This is a genomic window from Empedobacter sp. UBA5924 (assembly GCF_002431085.1).
Classification (GTDB): Bacteria; Bacteroidota; Bacteroidia; order Flavobacteriales; family Weeksellaceae; genus Empedobacter; species Empedobacter falsenii_B.
On sequence record NZ_DJDM01000033.1, the window covers coordinates 20131 to 40910 of the forward strand.

Annotated in this window: 16 protein-coding genes; 7 read left to right on the forward strand and 9 right to left on the reverse strand. The window is 30.7% G+C overall.

Going from position 1 to position 20780, the window contains the following annotated elements; genetic code table 11:
• Positions 1–24 precede the first annotated feature (24 nt).
• Complete coding sequence (locus B3792_RS09175; protein WP_291069435.1) at positions 25–2067, forward strand: S9 family peptidase; 2043 nt, start codon at positions 25–27, stop codon at positions 2065–2067.
• Positions 2068–2162: 95 nt separating this feature from the next.
• Here B3792_RS09175 and B3792_RS09180 read toward each other — a convergent pair whose 3' ends face one another.
• Both B3792_RS09180 and B3792_RS09185 read right to left on the reverse strand, forming a co-directional pair.
• Positions 2163–2468, reverse strand: a complete 306-nt coding sequence (locus B3792_RS09180; protein WP_291048935.1) for a hypothetical protein — start codon at positions 2466–2468, stop codon at positions 2163–2165.
• Positions 2446–2994: a hypothetical protein gene (locus tag B3792_RS09185; protein ID WP_291048938.1), complete on the reverse strand. Its 549-nt coding sequence runs from the start codon at positions 2992–2994 to the stop codon at positions 2446–2448. Before B3792_RS09185 ends, B3792_RS09180 begins: the two co-directional genes overlap by 23 nt.
• Positions 2995–3014: 20 nt before the next feature.
• Here B3792_RS09185 and B3792_RS09190 point away from each other — a divergent pair, with 20 nt between their 5' ends.
• From B3792_RS09190 to B3792_RS09200, 3 genes are all read left to right on the forward strand, one after another.
• The gene (locus tag B3792_RS09190; protein ID WP_291069437.1) at positions 3015–4925 is read left to right on the forward strand and encodes a RecQ family ATP-dependent DNA helicase; all 1911 of its coding nucleotides are present in this window, start codon (positions 3015–3017) and stop codon (positions 4923–4925) included.
• 2 nt (positions 4926–4927) lie between these two features.
• Complete coding sequence (gene fmt, locus B3792_RS09195) at positions 4928–5869, forward strand: methionyl-tRNA formyltransferase (RefSeq protein ID WP_257468211.1); 942 nt, start codon at positions 4928–4930, stop codon at positions 5867–5869.
• A 132-nt stretch (positions 5870–6001) separates the two neighbouring features.
• Positions 6002–6289, forward strand: coding sequence for an HU family DNA-binding protein (locus B3792_RS09200; RefSeq protein ID WP_019975917.1), 288 nt, complete (start codon positions 6002–6004; stop codon positions 6287–6289).
• Positions 6290–6414: 125 nt separating this feature from the next.
• Here the strand turns inward: B3792_RS09200 and B3792_RS09205 are convergent, their stop codons facing one another.
• From B3792_RS09205 to B3792_RS09215, 3 genes are read right to left on the reverse strand one after another with little or no spacing between them, the layout of a single operon-like run.
• Complete coding sequence (locus B3792_RS09205) at positions 6415–7797, reverse strand: MFS transporter (protein WP_291061634.1); 1383 nt, start codon at positions 7795–7797, stop codon at positions 6415–6417.
• Positions 7798–7812: 15 nt separating this feature from the next.
• Complete coding sequence (locus B3792_RS09210) at positions 7813–8646, reverse strand: hypothetical protein (RefSeq protein WP_291069439.1); 834 nt, start codon at positions 8644–8646, stop codon at positions 7813–7815.
• A 45-nt stretch (positions 8647–8691) separates the two neighbouring features.
• Positions 8692–9138 carry a hypothetical protein gene (locus B3792_RS09215; protein ID WP_291069441.1) on the reverse strand — a complete coding sequence of 149 codons (447 nt, stop codon included), beginning with the start codon at positions 9136–9138 and terminating at the stop codon, positions 8692–8694.
• A gap of 589 nt (positions 9139–9727) precedes the next feature.
• On the opposite strand from B3792_RS09215, the gene B3792_RS09220 reads away from it, so the two are divergent.
• Positions 9728–10567 carry a GNAT family N-acetyltransferase gene (locus B3792_RS09220; RefSeq protein ID WP_291061630.1) on the forward strand — a complete coding sequence of 280 codons (840 nt, stop codon included), beginning with the start codon at positions 9728–9730 and terminating at the stop codon, positions 10565–10567.
• A 51-nt stretch (positions 10568–10618) separates the two neighbouring features.
• Here B3792_RS09220 and B3792_RS09225 read toward each other — a convergent pair whose 3' ends face one another.
• A complete protein-coding gene (locus B3792_RS09225; protein WP_125349835.1) occupies positions 10619–12427 on the reverse strand; it encodes a chloride channel protein in 1809 nt (602 codons plus the stop codon).
• Positions 12428–12590: 163 nt separating this feature from the next.
• Between B3792_RS09225 and B3792_RS09230 the strand changes: the two genes are divergently transcribed.
• The gene (locus tag B3792_RS09230; RefSeq protein WP_291069443.1) at positions 12591–13058 is read left to right on the forward strand and encodes a DUF6265 family protein; all 468 of its coding nucleotides are present in this window, start codon (positions 12591–12593) and stop codon (positions 13056–13058) included.
• Here the strand turns inward: B3792_RS09230 and B3792_RS09235 are convergent, their stop codons facing one another.
• Positions 13059–14252 carry a Pycsar system effector family protein gene (locus tag B3792_RS09235; RefSeq protein WP_280062169.1) on the reverse strand — a complete coding sequence of 398 codons (1194 nt, stop codon included), beginning with the start codon at positions 14250–14252 and terminating at the stop codon, positions 13059–13061.
• A gap of 24 nt (positions 14253–14276) precedes the next feature.
• On the opposite strand from B3792_RS09235, the gene B3792_RS09240 reads away from it, so the two are divergent.
• The gene (locus B3792_RS09240) at positions 14277–17999 is read left to right on the forward strand and encodes a metallophosphoesterase (RefSeq protein ID WP_291069445.1); all 3723 of its coding nucleotides are present in this window, start codon (positions 14277–14279) and stop codon (positions 17997–17999) included.
• A gap of 33 nt (positions 18000–18032) precedes the next feature.
• Here the strand turns inward: B3792_RS09240 and B3792_RS09245 are convergent, their stop codons facing one another.
• Both B3792_RS09245 and B3792_RS09250 read right to left on the reverse strand, forming a co-directional pair.
• Positions 18033–18446 (reverse strand): SRPBCC family protein, encoded by a 414-nt coding sequence (locus B3792_RS09245; RefSeq protein ID WP_286495774.1) that lies wholly within the window; start codon positions 18444–18446, stop codon positions 18033–18035.
• A gap of 3 nt (positions 18447–18449) precedes the next feature.
• Positions 18450–20768 carry a hypothetical protein gene (locus B3792_RS09250; protein WP_291069447.1) on the reverse strand — a complete coding sequence of 773 codons (2319 nt, stop codon included), beginning with the start codon at positions 20766–20768 and terminating at the stop codon, positions 18450–18452.
• Positions 20769–20780 lie beyond the last annotated feature (12 nt).

A 20780-nucleotide genomic window follows, 5' to 3' on the forward strand; every position in this document is an offset into this window, starting at 1 on the left:
CATTTGCACCTTAAATTTTAGAAAATGCAAGCACCTATTGCGAAAAAAATAGAACAAAAATTAGAAAAACACGGAGATATCCGCATCGATAATTATTATTGGTTGAATGATCGTGAAAACTCTGAAGTTATCGATTATTTGAACCAAGAAAACGAATATACAAAAGCTATTCTACAACCAACAGAAGCTTTACAAGCCAAGCTTTTTGAGGAAATGAAAGCACGAATCAAAGAAGATGATTCGTCTGTTCCTTACAAATTGAATGGTTATTGGTATTTGACAGAATATCAAAAAGGGAAAGAATATCCAATTCATAAACGTCGTAAAGATAGTTTAGAGAATCCAGATGAAATTCTTTTTGATGTCAACACAATGGCAGAAGGTCATTCGTATTATCAATTGGGCGGAATTTCGATGGCGCCAAATAATCAATTGGTTTCCTTTGGAGTTGACAATGTTTCGCGAAGAATTTATACGATTCAAATCAAAGATTTAACAACTGGAGAAATTCTTTCTGATAAAATAGAAAACACAACTGGAGGTTCTGTTTGGGCCGCTGATAATCAGACTTTGTTTTATACAAGAAAAGATGAAACATTGCGTGCTTATCAAATTTGGAAACACAAATTAGGTACAAAACAAGAAGATGATATTTTAGTTTTTGAAGAAGTAGATGATACGTTTAATGCGTTTGTTTACAAATCAAAATCTAGAGATTACATCATTATTGGATCTTCAAGTACTGTTTCTGACGAGTTTAGATATATTCCTTCTAATCAACCAGATGCTGAGTTTAAAATCTTTCAAAAAAGAGAACGTGATTTAGAATATTCAATCGAACATTTTGGTGATTCATTTTATATTCAAACCAATAAAGATGATGCATTTAACTTCAAATTAATGAAAACTTCTGTCGAAAAAACAGAACAAGAAAATTGGATTGATGTAATTCCTCATCGCGAAGAAACATTGATTGAAGGTTTCGAAATTTTCAAGAATTATTTGGTTATCGAAGAGCGTACAAATGGTTTATTGCAGATGAATATCAAAGCGTGGGACAATTCAACTGATTATTATTTGCCATTTAATGAAGAAACCTATACAGCAAATGTTGGAACAAATCCAGATTTTGATACTGACATATTGCGTTACGGATATACATCATTGACAACTCCTTCTTCTGTGATTGATTTTAACATGAATGATAAAACATTCGAAATCAAAAAAGAGCAAGTTGTTATAGGTGATTTTGATAAAGAAAATTATATTTCTGAACGTATTTGGGCAGAAGCTCGCGATGGCGAAATGGTTCCAATCTCATTAGTTCGTCGAAAAGATACGCCTCTTTCTGCCGAAACCCCTCTTCTACTTTACGCCTATGGTTCATATGGTTACACGATCGAGCCTTATTTTAGTTCGGTTCGATTAAGTCTTTTGGATAGAGGTTTTATCTATGCGATTGCGCATATTCGTGGTGGCCAATATCTTGGTCGCGAATGGTATGAAGATGGAAAAATGTTAGAAAAGAAAAATACATTTTTTGATTATATTGATGCAGCAAAATATTTGATTCAACAAAATTATACTTCATCAAAACACTTGTACGCGATGGGTGGTTCTGCTGGTGGATTGTTGATGGGAGCTGTGATTAATTACGAGCCAACATTATTCAATGGGGTAATTGCGCAAGTTCCTTTTGTGGATGTTGTGACAACAATGTTAGACGATTCTATTCCATTGACAACAGGGGAATATGATGAATGGGGAAATCCGAACGAAAAAGAATATTACGATTACATGAAATCGTATTCGCCATACGATAAGGTGGAAGCAAAAGCTTATCCAAACCTTTATGTTTCGACAGGTTTGCACGATTCTCAAGTACAATATTGGGAACCTGCAAAATGGGTAGCGAAATTAAGAGATTTAAAAACAGATAATAACATTCTACTTTTAGATACAAATATGGATACAGGACACGGTGGTGCTTCTGGCCGATTTGAATCGTTGAAAGAAGATGCAAAAGAAGATGCTTTCTTATTTATGTTAGAAGGGATTACAGAATAAATTTCAATACAAAAAGTCAACAAATTTGTTGGCTTTTTGTATTTTTTAATGAATGAAATTCCACTTTTTGTAAAATACAGAAAAGGTATAATCGACTAAGGTGAAATTACTTTTCCTGGTGCATAATATTTCTCTTTTTCAATAAATTCTCCATTTGGCGAATATTTATAAAGATATTTTTCGCCATCAATATTCTTAATTACTTCTTTTCTTATAAACTTATCATGATCATAAACAAGCGTTATCTCTTCCTTATCTTTCGTTTCATATTGTTTAGACGATAGTTTTCCTTTGTAATAATTCTCAATATAAAAAACACCTTCTTTCCTATATTGTTTTGTTTCTAAAGTTCCATCTTCATTATATTTCTCATAACTTTTACCATAAACTTCCATTTTCATAGTATCTCGTATTTATTCCTAAAATTGAATTCTCCACAGAAGCTAATACTCCACTTTTATAATACGATTTTGTAATTCCTTTTTTATAATGCGCTTGGCGATTCAAAGAAACAAAACCTTCATTGGTAAGTCTATTTTGATCATTATAACTCTTGAAATTTAATTTATCATTTGCTCTAAATGTATCAGTTTCTAACAAATCATTATGATATATTTTTAATGTTATAATTTTAGAATTCTGAATCGCATACTCTTTTCTATAACTTTCTCCTTCATACAAAACAATATCTCCATTAATTAATTCATTTTTTATTTCAAATTTTCCTTTCTGAAAAGAATTTTCAAGAATATAAAATCCATCTTTAAGCATTTTTCTTTGTTGAGATTCAAGGTCTTTTACATAAACATTCTCAAAAAAATCTTTTGAATTTCCAATAGAAAGTTCAATATTATTAATTTTTTCTTGTGCAAAAATCAATGATGAAACCATCAACAATATAAATAAAATTAGATTTTTTGACTTCATAGGTTTTAAATATATAATTTTTGAAGAATAACACTATTTTACTTAAATTTACAACAAAGCTTTGTAATTTGACACCAAAAGAAATTCTTTTTAAGTATTGGAATTATTCTTCTTTCAAAACGCCGCAAGAGGAAATCATCGCAAGTGTTTTGGAAGGGAAAGATACATTAGCAATTTTGCCGACTGGTGGCGGAAAATCTATCTGTTATCAAGTTCCTGCGATTATTTTTGATGGATTAACATTGGTCATTTCGCCGCTTATTGCGTTGATGAAAGATCAAGTTCAGAATTTACAATCAAAAGGAATTTCTACGGCATATATCACCAATGAAATTGATCAAAATACAATTGGGAAAATTTTGGACGATTGTCAAAACAACAAAATCAAATTATTATATGTTTCACCAGAGCGTTTGCAAAGTAGAATTTTTGTTGAACGATTGAAACAAATCAATATTAGTTTGCTTGCAGTTGACGAAGCGCATTGTGTTTCCGAATGGGGACATGATTTTCGACCTGCATATCATCGAATTTCGAGGTTAAAAACTATTCTTCCTAAAGTTCCAATCCTAGCGTTGACTGCAACAGCGACAGAAAAAATTCAGCAAGAAATTGTAGAAAAATTAGAGTTAGATAATCCCGAAGTATTTAAATCTTCTTTAAAAAGGGAAAATCTTTCGTACAATGTTTTTCTTTCAGCTGATAAGAAAAATGATTTGATTTATTATTTAAAAAAATATCCTGGTTCGAGTATTATTTTTGTTCGAAATCGAAAATTAACCTACGAAATTGCAAGTTTTTTAAGTCAAAATGGATTTGATGCCGATTTTTTTCACGCCAAATTAACCAAAGACGAAAAAGAGCAAAAACAGCAAGATTGGATGTTAAGTAATTCGCGAATTATGGTTTCGACAAATGCGTTTGGAATGGGAATAGACAAACCAAATGTTCGTACCGTTTTTCATATCGATTTGCCACAAGGAATAGAAGCGTATTACCAAGAAGTTGGGCGCGCTGGACGTGATGAACAGGAATCGTATGGAATTTATTTGTACAATCCTGATGATCGAATTCAAGCAGAAAATATTTTCAAAGCGAATTTACCTTCGCAACAAGATTTTATCAAAATTGGGAATTGTTTGTTTAGTCAATTGCAATTAGCGGAAGGCGAATTAACGGAAATGAATTATCAATTGGATCTTCCAAAATTTGCCGAAAAATTTGGTTTAAATCTTAAAATGGTTCTTCAATTTTTAGAGTTTTTAAATACGAAAGAAATCATTCAGCAAAAAAATTATTCACAAAATAGTAGCATTCAAATTTTGGCGTCACCACATTCGATTAATTTGAATGAAAACCGAATTTTTGATTATTTACAACGTCATTACCCTGGAATTTACACTTATAATAGAGAAATTTCGGAAAGTAAAATGGCGTTTGAATTGCATATGAGTATTGGCGACATTAGGAATAGCTTACACGAATATGCAAAAAATGGTTCTATTGATTATTCGGATCGATTTTTAGCGCGATTTAGATTTCTTGTTCCGCGCGATTCTAATGCGTTTAAAAATAAATTGTGGAAAGATTTCGAAGCAATTCAAGTGAATAATTGGAAACGTTTGCAAGCTATGGCTTATTATGCCGAACAAAATACAATTTGTAGAGAACGTTTATTATTTGGATATTTTAATCAAAAATCTGATCAAAATTGTGGTAAATGCGATGTTTGTCAATCCAAAAAACAAAATGAAAACTTTAATTCAACCGATTTAATTGAATATTTGAAAGAAGGTACAAAAACGCAAGCCGAAATCCTTTCAAAATTCATAAATTCGCCAAAAGATAAAATCGTCGAAGAATTGCAATATTTGATAGACGAAATGCGAGTTCAACCAATTGGATTCGATTCTTATAAACTAATAGAATAAAAATGCGAGTAGTCTTTATGGGTACGCCCGAATTTGCGGCGACATCTTTGAATGAAATCAATACAAATAGTCATCACGAAATAGTTGGAGTTGTTACTGTTCCAGATAAACCGTCTGGTAGAGGACAAAAAATGAATATTTCTGATGTCAAAAAATATGCAGTTGAACATAATTTGCCTTTGGCTCAACCAGAAAAATTACGAGACGAAGCTTTTATCGAAACATTAAAAAGCTGGAATGCTGATGTTTTTGTTGTTGTAGCTTTTCGTATGTTGCCACAAGTTGTTTGGTCAATTCCGTCGAAAGGAACATTCAATTTACACGGTTCACTTCTTCCTCAGTATCGCGGAGCTGCACCAATTAATTGGGCTGTGATGAATGGTGATCAGGAAACTGGAGTAACAACTTTCTTAATTGATGAAAAAATTGATACCGGAAATATCTTAATTTCTGATAAAGTAGAAATTGGAGAAAATGATAATGTTGGTAAAATTCATGACGAATTGATGCATATCGGTGCGAAATTAGTCGTGAAAACGTTGGATGGTTTAGAAAATGATTCATTAAAACCTCATCCGCAAGATGAAACAACAGAATTAAAACATGCTCCAAAAATCTTTAAGGAAGATTGTAAAATAGATTGGAACGATTCAATCAATACTATTCACAATAAGATTAGAGGACTTTCTCCTTATCCATGTGCATGGACAACTTTTGGAAATGGCGAAAATTATAAATCGTTAAAAATATATGCAGGTCTAAAAACGGATATTGTTGTTGAAGGAGAAGATTATCAATTAATTTTACAAAAAAATAACCTTTATATCAATCTACCTCAAGGAGTTTACGAAATTTTAGAACTTCAACCGGAAGGAAAGCGTCGTATGACAGCCAAAGATTTCATCAATGGACATCAAAACGAGGATACCTTATTCGTAAAATAAGTACTTATTTACTGATTTTTGACACAGATTTCATAAAATTTTGCATTTTTCTTGAAATTTTTTGCGTTGAAACTTGCACAAATAAAGGGAAAGAGTATATTTGTGTATAAATTAATTTAAAAAGTTACAACTATGAACAAATCAGAACTTATCGATGCGATTGCAGCTGACGCTGGAATTTCTAAAGAAGCTGCTAAAAAAGCCTTAAACTCATTTACAGAAAATGTAACTAAAGCTTTAGCAAAAGGAGACAAAGTTGCTTTAGTAGGATTCGGTACTTTCTCAACTTCTGAGAGAGCTGCAAGAACAGGTATCAACCCACAAACTAAAAAAGAAATTAAAATTGCTGCTAAAACAGTAGCTAAATTTAAAGCTGGATCTGAATTATCAGGAGCAGTTGATACAAAAAAGAAAAAATAATATTTCTGATACAATAAAAAAATCCATTCGTTTGAGTGGATTTTTTTTGCATTGAAATTTAATTCCTCTAAAAAAATCCTCCAAGAATTGCTTGAAGGATTTTTACATTTTGTCTATTATTGATTTTAATTATCTTCTGTTAAATCTGTTTTGTATGTTTCTGGAATTGTAAAGTAATTCACTAAAATCGCAATAAAGATTAATATCAATGGATAAGCTAATCCGATATAAGGCGACATAGCAGCCGTAACGATAATCGTACTTTTGATTAATTCCGTTACAAAAGTCGTTGCTCCACCAATAAATCCATTTCCCATATTTTGTGCAAATCCCATACTTGTATAACGGATTTTAGTTGGGAAAATTTCTAACATAAATGCGCCAAGTGGTCCGTAAGTTGCTGCTCCTGCAATTGAAGTAATTAAACTTACAATAACAATTCCGAAAACTGCTAAATTCGAAATATCATGAACTTCTTTCAATCCTTCTGGATTTCCTAATTTCATGTACAAGAAAAATGATAATGGAATTAAGATAAAACTACAAATCATTCCGCCTAACATAACTGGTTTACGCCCGATTTTATCGCTTAATGCACCAAACCATTGATAGAAAAATGAACTAAATAATGTAGAACATAAAACAACAATTAAAACTGTTTCGTAAGGTAAATTAACCGCTCTTTGCAAGAAGAAAAGTGTTACGAATAATGTTGTTTGCATAATTGTACTTTGCGCAGCATTTCCTCCAAAAATAGCCTTTAACATTAACTTTACATTTCCTGGAGTTGTAAAAGCATCTTTAATTGGAGTTTTAGATGTTTTTCCTTCTTTTTTTAGTTGTTCAAAAATTGGACTTTCATGTAAACGTTGACGAATAAAGTAACTCAAAATCACTAATATTCCACTAAATAAGAATGGAATTCTCCATCCGAAACTTGCAAAAGCCTCTTCTGATAAAAATGATTGTGTTAAGAAAACAATTGTTAAACATAATAATAATCCAATTGGAACAGTTGCTTGAATAAACCCTGTATAAAATCCTCGTTTCTCTGCTGGAGCATGTTCTGCTACATAAATTACCGCACCTGCATATTCTCCACTAATTGCAAGTCCTTGCATAATGCGGCAAAACAATAATAAAACAGGAGCAAACCAACCTACACTATCAAAAGTTGGAATACAACCAATCAAGAATGTAGCTGCTCCCATCATAATTAAAGAAACTAAGAATGAATATTTTCTACCAATACGATCTCCAATACTTCCAAAAATTAATGAACCAATCGGACGAAACATAAATGATGAAACCACTACTGCAAGTGTTTCTAAGAAATGTGACGAACCATCGTTAGGAAATAATTGTGTTGATAATACACTAGCTAAGATGATTGCCAAGAACATATCGTACCATTCGATTAAGGTTCCGACAGATGATGCTAAAATAATTTGGAAAATATTATCCTTCTTCGCTACTGTTTGCGAAGTATCTAAAGTATTTGTACTCATGTTTTTTGTGTGATATTAGAAGTTAAATAATGTGGTAAGTTGAAATCTATTGTTATTTGCTAAATATTTGTTTTCGGTTCCCGTACCTTTTATCGTCGCATCTGCCCATTGTGCTGTACTACGATCATATTCGAATCTAAATTTTAAGGCTTTGCTTAAGGTAAGATCTAAACGAGGAACTACTTTGTACAAATAATTTACAGTTCGTGTACCTGGAGTTGCCGAAATTGCGCCCCAATTTGTCGTTACACCATAAGATGTTGATGCAATTGCTTCTTCTACAGGATCTTTAACACCATTATTTCTAACATAACCTGCAAATAATCCGAACGAAAATTTTCCTGTTGAGTTTTGTTGCAAATCAATCCACATACTATGTGTATTCATCGGTTTGTATGTTTCAACAGCTATCGGACTTGTTTGATAACCTACAATTCCACCAAGTTGTACAAAAGACGACGCATCTTGCATCAAATATCCAGCAAAAGTTACTTGTAAAGGTTTTGTATTTAACTTTGAATAAGCCATAAACGAAACATTTTCAACTCGTTCATTAGACTTAACAGGTGGATTTCCTGAAGATAATTTTGGCTTCAAGTTTTCATATTGAGCACCAATTCCGGCAGTAAAAACTTGTGATTTATATTGAAATTGAAGATGAGCCGCTGGCATTCCACTATTTCGGAAAGGCTCTGTATTTGGAGTAAAATCTCTTTGAGAATGTAAAGCAGCAATAACTTTAAATTTGTCAGTAAATTTATGCGTTAAACGAACTTGAGGATTACGATTTAAAGCATAAACAGGCGCACCAGTTCCATAATTTGCAACATTTGGCAAAGCTTCTAACACAACGAAAGGATGCCAATATTGTCCAATCCATAATTGCGTTTTCTCTCAATCCAACATCACATATGCGTGACGCAAACGAAACTCGTTGATTCCTCCTTCTGTTGCTCCAAAAAATTCTCCCTCTAAAATACCAGAAGTTTTAGCTCCAAGTAATTCTGGACCTTTCAAATTAACACCAGCTCTCGAAACAATCGATAACATGTGAAATTTAGAAGCTGCATTGATATCAGCACCGTTTACATCCGATAAACGATCTTTTGGATAAAGCGGCACCAAAGCCTCTCCTGCTCCAATCATTTGACGCGTATCCATAAAAATATCATTCCTGATAAATCCATAAAACTGCACATCAACTTTGTCTTTGTTTTCTCTTGGTTGTATTAATTCTACTTTTTCTACAACCACACTATCTGTCGTTTTCTGTTGAGCAGAGACATAGCTATAGCTGCAAAATATAGCTAGACAAGCCAATTTTGTTAAATTTTTACTCATTTTTTTTGTGATAATTTGAACGACTAAAATAATCAAAAGAAAAAAACTAACAAATGTTCGTTAATCATTTTTTAATAATTTTTCAAAGCTTTATTAAATTCATCATATGTTTAAATATTTTTTGAGAAATAGATATTTTGAAATAAGTTTTGGAAAGAAATTTTGAGAATTTGGCAATTTAATTAGTGTACGAAATACACTTTACTAGATTTCTTTAGGGAGTATTTTTTTAAAAAATCGAGAGAAGAATAGTTGTTTCAACAAATGAGGAGAAAGTTAGACTTCTCTCGTAGTTTTAGTTTTAAAAATGTATGCAAATTTATTGATTACAGAATTTTCTTCAGTATAATTAACAATAAGCTTATGTTAAATTATAAAAAAAAGAATTTTTCTTAATTATATTTGCTATCCTCTACACTATTTTTAAATTTAATGTAGAATTATTCAGTCAATCATATTAAATAAATTATATTTTTATCAAAATCGGATTACATTGTTCAAATAAAATTTAATTTTTTAAGATTTTTTAAGATTTTTTTTTAGAAAAATCTTAAATGTTGGGGCTATTTTTGCTTTGCAAATTACAGCTATGCAAACAAACATTAAAATACACTCATTAACTTATGTTGATTTGGAAGAATTATCATCTTTATATAATCTTTCTTATCAAAATTATTACGTTTCTATCAACCTTTCGACTGAACAATTTCAGGGAAAATTAAAAATGGAAGATATCAATCTTGATTATTCTATAGGTGCTAGTATTGATGGAAAATTAATTGGCTTTTTACTTTACGGAATTCGAAATTATAACGATGTAAAAACAGCCTATATTGGTGGAACAGGAGTTTCTCCTGAACATCGCGGAAAAAAAATAACACAACAAATGTTAGATTTTAGTTTTCCCAAATTGAAAGAACATCAAGTGAAAAACATATTTTTAGAGGTAAATACTAAAAATGATTTTGCAATTAACGCTTACGAAGCTTGTGGTTTTGAAAAAACAAGAACCTTAAATAGTTACAAAGGAATTCCTATTTTGGTCGTAAATCCGTTACATGAAATTGTAGAATTTAGTGATTTAGATTTGATTACAAGTGAAAACTTTTGGGACATAAAACCTACTTGGAAAAATGATATTCAAAGTGTAAAAAATATCATCGAAGATTGTCAAATAAATGGAATTTATGAAGATGGAATTTTAGTTGCTTACAAAATTATCAACAAAAATAATACACGTATTTATCAATTTGGTGTTCATCACGATTATAGAAATCGTTATTTAGCTTCCATCCTTTTCAGCGATTTGAAGAACAAAGAAATTAAAATGATTAATGTTGACGAAAGAGAAATCTCTACAAATGATTTTATTCAATCAATGGGATTAGAATTGTACGACAAACAATACGAAATGAAAAAAGAATTATAAATCAAAGCCTCTATTTTAGAGGCTTTTTTTGTATATTATATTCAAATATTTCTACTCAATTCTCAACTTATTCAAATTACTTCGATAACTTTCTAATAATAAACTTTCGGTTACATAACCTTCAAATTTACCTTTTTTAGTGAGTAAAATATAATCTATTTTTTTTGCTTCCATCATTTTCATCACGTTAGCAGCATTCGTAAAAATAGATGTCGAAGTTGCTTCTGTTATACATTCTAAGTAACTTTTATCAATATTATCATTAAAAATAAATGATCGAATATTATCTAAAACTATAATTCCATGAATCGATTTATCTTCATTGAGGACTGGAATAAAATCTTGTGTTGTAGTAGAAAAAATTTCTTTTATATCTTCAATTGAATTGTAAACCGTCAATGTTTTGATATTCTTGATATAAATCGAAAACAAATCAATTTTATTAAACAAATTTCGGTCTTTATCAGATGTAAAAACAATTCCTTTTTCTGCTATTGCGTATATATCCATCGAATATTTGTCGTATCGTTTTGAAATTGCAAAACTTATCGAAGAAACAATCATTAAGGGAATAATTAATCCATAACCTCCCGTAATTTCGGCAATTAGGAAAATTGCTGTTAATGGCGCATGAAATAACCCACTTAAAACAGCTGCCATTCCAACAACAGTAAAATTACCGACTGGAACTTCTTTGAAACCGATTAAATTAAAGAATTTTGCAACGAAAAAACCAAGATATGACCCAACAAATAACGAAGGCGCGAAGTTTCCTCCGTTTCCTCCACTTCCTAAAGTTAAACCTGTTGCAATAGATTTGATTAAAATTGTGACAAAAACAAATCCTAAAACTATCCATTGATTCGTTCTAAAACTCTCTAACAATGAATTATTTAAAATAAAACCAGCTTCATCATTTGCTAAATATTTTATACTCTCATAACCTTCACCAAATAATGTTGGGAAAAAGAAAATCAATATTGCTAAACTTCCCGCTCCAACAATCGCTCGCCAATATACATTATCCGAATAATTCCCTATCAAATGTTCAACTTTACGAAATAATCGAGCATGGTAAACTGAAACAAACCCCGCTAAAACACCCAAAATCACATAGAAAATAACATTATGATAATCAAATCCTAACGCATAACGAAAGGATAATAACATATTGCTTTTTAATGTTAAATTGGCAATTAAAGCTCCTGTTGCAGAAGATAACAATAAAGGAATAAAAGCAGTAACACTCATATCCGCTAATACAATCTCTATCGCGAACAAAACACCTGCAATTGGTGCATTGAATGCAGTCGCAATACCAGCTGCAACACCACAAGCCAACAAAAGTGTTCTTTCTTTGTATTTGAATCTGTAATATTGTGCATAATTAGAACCAAAAGCTGCACCAGTAATTGTAATTGGAGATTCTAAACCAGCCGAACCACCCATACCAACTGTTAAGGAACTCGTTAAAATCTGAGCATACATCTGTTTTTTAGGCATTATTCCAGACTTTTTAGCTACAGCAATCATAATTTGAGAAGTTCCCTTTTCTATCGAACCATCCAAAAATTTCTGCACAACAAAAACCGTCAACAAAATACCTATAATTGGCAATATACTATTGATATAAGGTAGTTTGACTAAATTATTAATATAAATAGTAAATTGAAAAACATTGTGCGCAAAAGTTTTTAGCACAATCACTGCAAAAGCAGATGAAATAGCTACTAAAATACACGATAAATACAAAAATTGTCGCTCTGATAAAACCAATTTTAACAGGTTCAACAAGTTTTGAAAAAAATTAAATGATTTTTTAATGTATTGAAAAAACTTTTGTTTTGTAGAAAGTCGCATACTTCAAAAATAGTGTACCTTTTGTTTATTGCCTAATTTAACTGCCACGAATTACACAAAAAGTAAACCAATAATACATAAAAGAATAAAATTTTTGAGAAAAAATCATTTCTATCATTTTAACTATTTCAAATTGATTATTTTTACTATTAAGCACACTAATATGAAACTATTTACTTTTCTTCTTTTATTTATTTTTTTGTTGAATTCTTGCGAATCAACTAAAACTTCTGCTGATAAACCAAGTTTTGATTTTTTGGTTGGAGAATGGATTAGAACAAATGAAAAATCGGATCGAAAAACGTATGAAAACTGGAAAAAAGTTGATAAAAACACTTTTTTAGGTTGTGGTTTTACTATCAAAAATAATGATACAATTTCGCAGGAACATCTTACTATCACAAAGATTGATGATAAATGGATATTGAAAGTTAACTTGGACAAAACTAAAAATGAGACAACTGATTTTGATTTGATCAATTCTGATAGAAATTCATTTACATTAGAAAATCTAGAGAATGATTTTCCTAAACTTATCAAATATTGGAAAGTTGGAAATCAGTTAAAAGCTGAGATTAGTAATGATGAATCAAGTAAAATTGCGTTCGATTTCGAAAAAGTAAAGAAATAATTAAGCAACATTTGTGATCATCGCGTAAGCAAACGTTAGAACGGATAAAATTGTTCCGATCATAAAAATTGTGTACGTGATGCTTAACAAACGATATTTTCTTTCCAAAACTTTTCCTAAATAATACAAATCTCTTGTCATAGAATTATATAAATAATCGCGGTCTTTCATAAGTTCTTGCATCGCTTCTTCGTAGGCATCAAGCGACATTTGATAAAAATTTCCGAAGAAAAGTAAATTCACTTTTTTGTTTTTTACATCTTCTTCGTTAAAACTTTCGTACGTTACATTTGGTTTAGTTGCTAAAATTGCAAAAATAATTGAAACAACGCTTGATAAAAGCATTACAATTGAAGGTAAAAGTAAATATTCATTCTTTGGACTTCCTAATTTTGGAACCAAAGTAGAAAGTGCAATCGAAATCACGATAGCATTTACAGACAATAAGATATTGGCTTTACTATCCGCAATATCGCTTAAACGAGTATGATTATTTAACGTCACACGAAAAAGTGTATCAACTCCACGTTCTGGTTGCTGAATTTTATCGTTTTTCTTTTTCTTAATTTCATACTTATTAGGAATATCACCAATCAACTCTATCTCTTTGATTTTGTTTTGTGTATAAATTAAGTTTTCTTCTTTTCCTTTTTGCCAATGTTTTTTTGCGGCATCTGTATAAAAATGATGAACATTTAGAAAGAAATTTCTATTTTCTAGATGCCATTCGTAGTCCGAAAATTCTTTGTGACAAATTTTGGCAATTTCATCACGTAACAACTCAGAAATCTTAGGATATTCGGTTTGTCCTAAATGATAGTTATCTGCATCTTTTACAATTGCTTCACCTATATTTTTCGGAACACTATTTAATGTTGTGATTAAAATATAATCTTGGACTTCGTTGATGTAATTTTCGTCGAAATTATGCTCGCTCAAATACTGTTTTGCAATATTTGCACTTTCTTTTTCATGACCTTGCACGGTTTTTGTATATCCCGTATCATGAAACCAACCAGCAATTAATAATTTCTCTTGTAAATCTGTAGAGATTTGTTCCTCCGCGCTCAAAGTTTTTATAGCTTCTACAACTTTTACAGTATGCATAAAATTATGATACGTAAAATCTAAAGAAAGATTATCTTTGAACAGATTGAAAACATAGTTTTCTATATCTAATAACAATTGGTTCATCACAAGTTTTTAACGCTTAAATGTATGAAATTATTACCAACACTGAACAACAAAAAATTGAATTATCCTTTTTTGGCTTTAGTAGGTTCTTGCCTTTATATGACATCTTGCGCTACGCAACATCCTCAATATGGGAGAAACATTAAGACAGAAAAAGTACAAAATGTAGAAGGAAATAAAATTCAATCTATCTATTTAATTGGCGATGCAGGAGATCTTGATCAACCAAAAAATAAACAAAATTTAGAAATTCTAAAAAATCAATTGGCGAAAGCTGACTCTTCTTCTTACCTTTTCTTTTTAGGTGATAATGTTTACGAAAATGGAATTGTAACAGATTCTACAAAAGCTGAATATACAACAAGTAGAGAAAAACTTCAATTTCAGATTGATTTAGCGAAAGAATTTAAAGGAAAAACTCTTTTTATTCCAGGAAATCATGATTGGCGAAATGGTGTAAAAGGATTAAAAGAACAAGAAAAATTAGTCAAAAATCAATTGGGTAATAAAAAAGCTTTTTTACCAAAAGATGCGTGTCCAATTGATAAAATAAATGTAAATGATAGCATCGGAATTATTGCGATAGATTCTGAATGGTATTTGCAAGATTGGGATAAACATCCTGGCCTGAATGAAAAATGTGATATCAAATCACGCGAAGCTTTCTTCGAAGAACTAGAATCGCAATTGAACAAATATCAAAACAGAACAACTGTTATCACAATGCATCATCCGTTATATTCGAACGGAACACATGGTGGACAATTTGATTTCAAAAAACAGTTTTATCCATTAGGAGATAATTTCAAAGTTCCATTACCTGTAATCGGATCTTTTATCAATTTATTGAGAAGCACAACAGGTCTTAGCCCTCAGGATGTTAATAATTTCAAATACAGAGAGATGTCTTCTCGTATTGCAACACTTATCGAAAATAGAAATAATGTAATTGTTGTTTCTGGACACGATCACAACTTGCAATACATTCAGCAAAACAATGTCAAACAAATTATCAGTGGTTCTGGTTCTAAAAAAGAATCGGCAAAAGCGGTTGGTAAAAACGATTTTTCTTACGGAGATAATGGTTTTGTTGTCTTAGATTTGTATGATAATGGTGCTTCTAAAGCTAATTTCTATGGTTTTAAAGACGGTGGAATCGAATTATTATTAGCAAAACAAATTACAGAAAAGAAAAAGGAATATTTGGCTCAAGTTTATGATGATAAAAAAATGCCGAAAACGAAAGAAACAAGTGTATATCCATTAGAAGATACACGTAAATCTGATCCGTATAAATTCTTTTTTGGTCGCCATTATCGTCGAACATATGGACAAACAATTACTGCTAATACCGTTAATTTAAGTCAGCTAAATGGAGGTTTAACCCCAGTTAGAATGGGTGGTGGACATCAAACGCAAAGTTTGCGATTGGCAAATGCAAAAGGTGAAGAATACAATATGCGATCGGTAAAGAAAAGTGCCACGCAATTTATTCAGCAAGTAGCGTTTAAAAATAAATATGTTGCAGATGAATTTGAAGATTCGTTCACAGAGAAATTTTTGATGGATTTCTATACAACCAATCATCCATATTATCCATTAACAGTTGCTAATTTGATGAAACCGATCAATATTATGCATTCTACGCCAAAATTATATTATGTTCCAAAACAAGAAGCCTTGAAAGCATATAATGAAAATTTTGGTGATGAATTATACATGATAGAAGAACGACCAATGTCCGGATATCAAGACGGTGTTTTCGGAAAACCAAAAGATATTGTTAGCACAGATGATATGTTGGCTGCGATTCACAAAAACAAAGATGTTGTCGTGGATAAGCAAGCCTATATTCGTGCACGACTTTTTGATATGTTAGTTGGAGATTGGGATCGACATTCTGACCAATGGCGTTGGGGCGTTTACAAAGAAAATAAACAAACTATTTATAAACCAATTCCACGCGATAGAGATCAAGCATTTCCACGTTATGATGGACTTTTCTTTCATTTAATTATGAAAATTCCTCCTTTGAGACATATGCAAGATTATAAAGATGATATCAAAAATGTAAAATGGTTCAATAGAGAACCTTATCCGTTGGATTTAGCCATTTTAGAATCATCCGATCTTGAATTATGGATAAAAGAAGCAAAATATATTCAAGATAATTTGAGTGATGATTATATCAAACAATCATTTGAATTAATTCCTGAAGAAACAAAACAAGAATACGATCAAGAAGTAATCAATAATCTTATTGCCCGAAAATCTAAATTAGAAAAATTTGCAGAAGAATATAATAAAGTTCTTCGCAAATTAATCATTCTGAAAGGAACAAACGAAGATGAAGATTTTGTGATCACTCGTTTACCAAAGGGAAAAACAAATGTAAAAATCTATTCAGGACAAGATCGAACTTTAATTCTTGATGAAGATTTTGATAAAAAAGAAACGAAAGAAATTCGTTTATATGGATTAAACGGAAAAGATAAATTCAAGGTTGAAGGAAAGCCAAATAACGCTATTTTAGTTCGTATTATTGGTGGAATAGATGACGATATATACGAAGTAAAGCGTTCTGCAAAAGTAAAAGTATATGATTACGCAAACGGAAGCGATGCATCTGAATCTACCTTTTTAACATCGAAAAATTTTGTCAACGATTACGAGGTTAATACATACGATTACAAACAACCGATGTATAATTTCTTTACTATGTTACCTAATATTGGCTACAATCCTGATGACGGAATAAAAATTGGTTTATCGCCAACCTACACTGTCAACGGTTTTGATCGTAAACCATATTCGCAACGTCACAATTTGCAATTAAGTTATTATTTTGCGACAGGCGGTTGGGATGCCAAATATAAAGGAACGTTTACAAAAGCGTTGGGTAAGTGGAATTTAGATCTTAATGCAGCTTACACGAGCCCGACTTATAGTACAAATTTCTTTGGTTTAGGAAACGAGACCGTGAATAATCAAGAAGAAATTGGAATGGATTATAACCGTGTTCGATTAGAAAGTTATAGCATTGGACCGTCTATTTTCAAGATTATGAATAACAATGGTCGTTTAGATTTTTCTGCAATTTATAGTTACAAAAAGATTGAAGAGAATAAAGATCGTATCGTCGAAGATTTCCCATCAATTAATAGAGACGTTTTCAAAGGACAACATTTCGGAGAAATTGGAGCTAAATATTTGTTCAAAAATTACGATAACGAATCATTGCCAAAATTAGGCATGACATTTTTAGCAAATGCAAAGTGGATTTCTAATTTGACAGATTTTGAACGTAATCATTTTTATACCGAACTTAATTTAGGTTTCACACATAAAATTTCTGCAAATGGAAGATTAACAGTTGCTTCTATGCTAAAAGGTAAAGCAGTTTGGGGTAATTTTATGGAATTCTATCAAATGGCTAATTTAGGTGGAGATCAGGATTTACGTGGTTATCGATTAGGTCGTTTTGCAGGAGACAAAGTTTTCTTACAAACATCTGATTTACGATTTGATGCTTTACGTTTCAAAGCTGTTGTTCCACTTCGATTAGGTCTTTTTGTTGGAGCTGATTATGGACGAGTTTGGTTAAACGGAGAAGACTCAAATAAATGGCATTCATCTATGGGTGGTGGACTTTGGATAAACGGAGCACAATCTATTACCGCAACAGTTTCATACTTTAAAGGTGAAGATCCAGGGCGAATCGTTTTTGGTTTGAATTTCGGATTTTAACATATAAAAAAATAACCTTCAAAAATTTGAAGGTTATTTTTTTTGTACATATTTCTTGATTGCTTGCATCATATTTATCCACGCATTCTCTGAATGTGAGCGTTCAAAATCATCCGCAAAATCTTTTCCTTCAATTGATAGATAAGTAAAATTACCTGAAGATTTTAGATTAAAAATTACTTCAATCTCATGGTCTGTATTTTGTTTTTTATAATTATATCGCAAACGTTCATTCTCCATAATAGATGTAATCAAGGCTTCATCTACCAACGTTTCATTATTTTTTTGCGTTACAAACTTTATCCTCTCTCCTACTTTCCATTCGTTACAAGTCATTTTTATGTTTTCAAAACATTCATTAAACGCTTGTTCATCTGTCAAAACTTTCCAAATATTTTCGGCAGTACTATCTATCGAAATATTAAGCAATACATCATCTTTTTCCATTCTTTATTCTTCTATTTTAGTATATTTTTCGAGTTTATTTTTATAATTAATCGAAACTCTAATTGCTTGCAAACCGCTTATACCCTGCAAATCATCAATTTCCAAATATTCAACATCTTTTTTCAAAAATTTCTTATCAATTAATAAATTGATATAATTTGAGTATTCTTCTTTTAGGATATCTTCGGTATAAATAATACAAATTTTGTGTGGCAAATTGATTCGTTCATTTGTTCCTTTCACAAAAGCTTTACTCAATCTTTTCTTAATTATTTCATATTTTGCATTGTTGTATCCATTAACATCAAAACGTTTCTCATCTAATTTGAACAAAATATCTATAGTGGTATTCGTTGCAAAAATCAACGAAGCAACCTCTACTTTTAGCGGTGTTTTTTTCTGAATTTCTTTATACGATTGCTCCATCGAAATCATCGCCTGTAATTGCCAATATCTAATTTCACGAATATTTTGATAGGAGAATTTTTTGAACGGCGCAATACTTCGTCCAACATACAAATTATAATCAATTCCATCTGTCTTGAAACGTTCGTAATAATGCGGAAATACACCTTGAGCATCTTTCTGAAAAGTATCTAATTTGTTCGACAAAAGTGAATTTGTCATTACAATTGTTTGGTCAAATTTTTTGCGATCTACATAAAATAATCCCGTTGTAGAATCTAATTTTTTTAGATATTCTTCAATAATTGATTTCTCATTGTCCTTTACATATTTGGGAATTTCAGGATGAATATGCAACGTAATGTAATCAAATAATTCGCTTTCGAAATAGATTTTATCTACATTATCTATTCGTTGCAAAAAATCAGTCAAATCGTCAATATAATCCAAAAATTTATTCTTTTTTGTACGATTATATAACTCGTTACAAATCAAAATCAAGTAATTAATCTGATTAGTATAATCCATTTTTAAACATTGATTTCGAATCACTGACGAATTTCTCACATCCAATTCACCATAAATTGGATATACATTTTGAAAAGAGATCTGCAATTTTTGTTTTGTATTTCCCGGATGCAATATATGTTCGCGAGCTTTTTCTCTAAATTTCCAATCTACACTTGGATGCAACGACGTATATTCGGTTTGTATATAAGCATTGATTTGATTCTCAAACTCTACCGTATAGCGATAAATAGATTCTTCTAAAAGAGGCGTGATTTCGCGCAAAAGGTTTGCATTAATTCGATTGAAAACTCCAGCTTCTTTCGAGCCTATTTCTAAAATACCTAAATGAGATTTTCCGTTTTTCAATGGATAAAGAATCAAACTTTTCAGACCAGATTCATTTGCCATTCTCAACATTTTATCTTGCGGAAACTTCTCCAAAGCTGCGTCAATATTAGAAACAACATAATAATCTGATTTCGATATTTTGTTCTCTAAATCAGCACAAAAAATTTCATTCAGTTTTATTTTTTTATGATTATCAATCAATAAACTATCATTCAATTGTAATAAATGACTAATTTCCAATTGATTTTTATCCGAATTATAAGCCGAAAAACCAACTTCTAAATTATTGATTCTAAAAATAGATTTTAATGCAGAAATAATATCATTTCGAACAATATTAAAAGGTTCTCCATAAGATAATAATTTAGATTTTAAGTTAGAAAGTGCAATTTCAGTCGTATTATCAAAAAATGAAACAAGATTAAACCCTTTTGCAATCCAAGATCCAATTGGAATTTTTCTCATCCACAAAGCTGTATCTTCATAATTATTCAACAACTCTTCAATTTCATCTTCGGTTAATTTAAATTTATCTTCGGATGGATAAATACGAAAATAGTCATGGTTTATATCAGTACCAAGATAAGTTCTGTAACCATTTTGATTGTCTATCACCAACTGATTTGATAAATTAAAATCTAAATTTTTATGATAATATTTTGATAAGATGAAGCAACAACAAAACTTATATAATGTATCATAATCTAAATCTTCAAAATTGAATTTTAATCGCGATTCATTATTATTAATCAACTCTTTAAGTCGATCCGTTGCAAAAATAAATTTATCTGAAAAGGGAAAAGTTATCGCTTTTAAATTATATTTTACAAATGGTTTTGGAATAATTTTCTCAATAATAGGCTCAACATCTTTGATAATTTTCTGAAAATCTTCAAATGTTTCAACACCATCAATCAACTCTGGTCGAGTAGCTTTCAGGTATTCTAGAAAAGCTTTAAACTCTCCAAAATTGTATTCAGATCGTTCTAATTCTTCAATCAGAGATTGGAACGAGTAAATAATTTTGATGGGTAATTTATCGATAAAATTTTCTTTCATATATTATTTAAA

What these genes read in the sequence shown, in the direction of transcription:
- B3792_RS09230 (WP_291069443.1), top strand. Translation starts at nt 12,591, where the DNA reads ATGAAACTATTTACTTTTCTTCTTTTATTTATTTTTTTGTTGAATTCT.
- B3792_RS09180 (WP_291048935.1), bottom strand. Translation starts at nt 2,468, where the DNA reads ATGAAAATGGAAGTTTATGGTAAAAGTTATGAGAAATATAATGAAGAT.
- fmt (WP_257468211.1), top strand. Translation starts at nt 4,928, where the DNA reads ATGCGAGTAGTCTTTATGGGTACGCCCGAATTTGCGGCGACATCTTTG.
- B3792_RS09245 (WP_286495774.1), bottom strand. Translation starts at nt 18,446, where the DNA reads ATGGAAAAAGATGATGTATTGCTTAATATTTCGATAGATAGTACTGCC.
- B3792_RS09215 (WP_291069441.1), bottom strand. Translation starts at nt 9,138, where the DNA reads ATGAGTAAAAATTTAACAAAATTGGCTTGTCTAGCTATATTTTGCAGC.
- B3792_RS09175 (WP_291069435.1), top strand. Translation starts at nt 25, where the DNA reads ATGCAAGCACCTATTGCGAAAAAAATAGAACAAAAATTAGAAAAACAC.
- B3792_RS09200 (WP_019975917.1), top strand. Translation starts at nt 6,002, where the DNA reads ATGAACAAATCAGAACTTATCGATGCGATTGCAGCTGACGCTGGAATT.
- B3792_RS09220 (WP_291061630.1), top strand. Translation starts at nt 9,728, where the DNA reads ATGCAAACAAACATTAAAATACACTCATTAACTTATGTTGATTTGGAA.
- B3792_RS09185 (WP_291048938.1), bottom strand. Translation starts at nt 2,994, where the DNA reads ATGAAGTCAAAAAATCTAATTTTATTTATATTGTTGATGGTTTCATCA.
- B3792_RS09205 (WP_291061634.1), bottom strand. Translation starts at nt 7,797, where the DNA reads ATGAGTACAAATACTTTAGATACTTCGCAAACAGTAGCGAAGAAGGAT.
- B3792_RS09240 (WP_291069445.1), top strand. Translation starts at nt 14,277, where the DNA reads ATGAAATTATTACCAACACTGAACAACAAAAAATTGAATTATCCTTTT.
- B3792_RS09250 (WP_291069447.1), bottom strand. Translation starts at nt 20,768, where the DNA reads ATGAAAGAAAATTTTATCGATAAATTACCCATCAAAATTATTTACTCG.
- B3792_RS09235 (WP_280062169.1), bottom strand. Translation starts at nt 14,252, where the DNA reads ATGAACCAATTGTTATTAGATATAGAAAACTATGTTTTCAATCTGTTC.
- B3792_RS09225 (WP_125349835.1), bottom strand. Translation starts at nt 12,427, where the DNA reads ATGCGACTTTCTACAAAACAAAAGTTTTTTCAATACATTAAAAAATCA.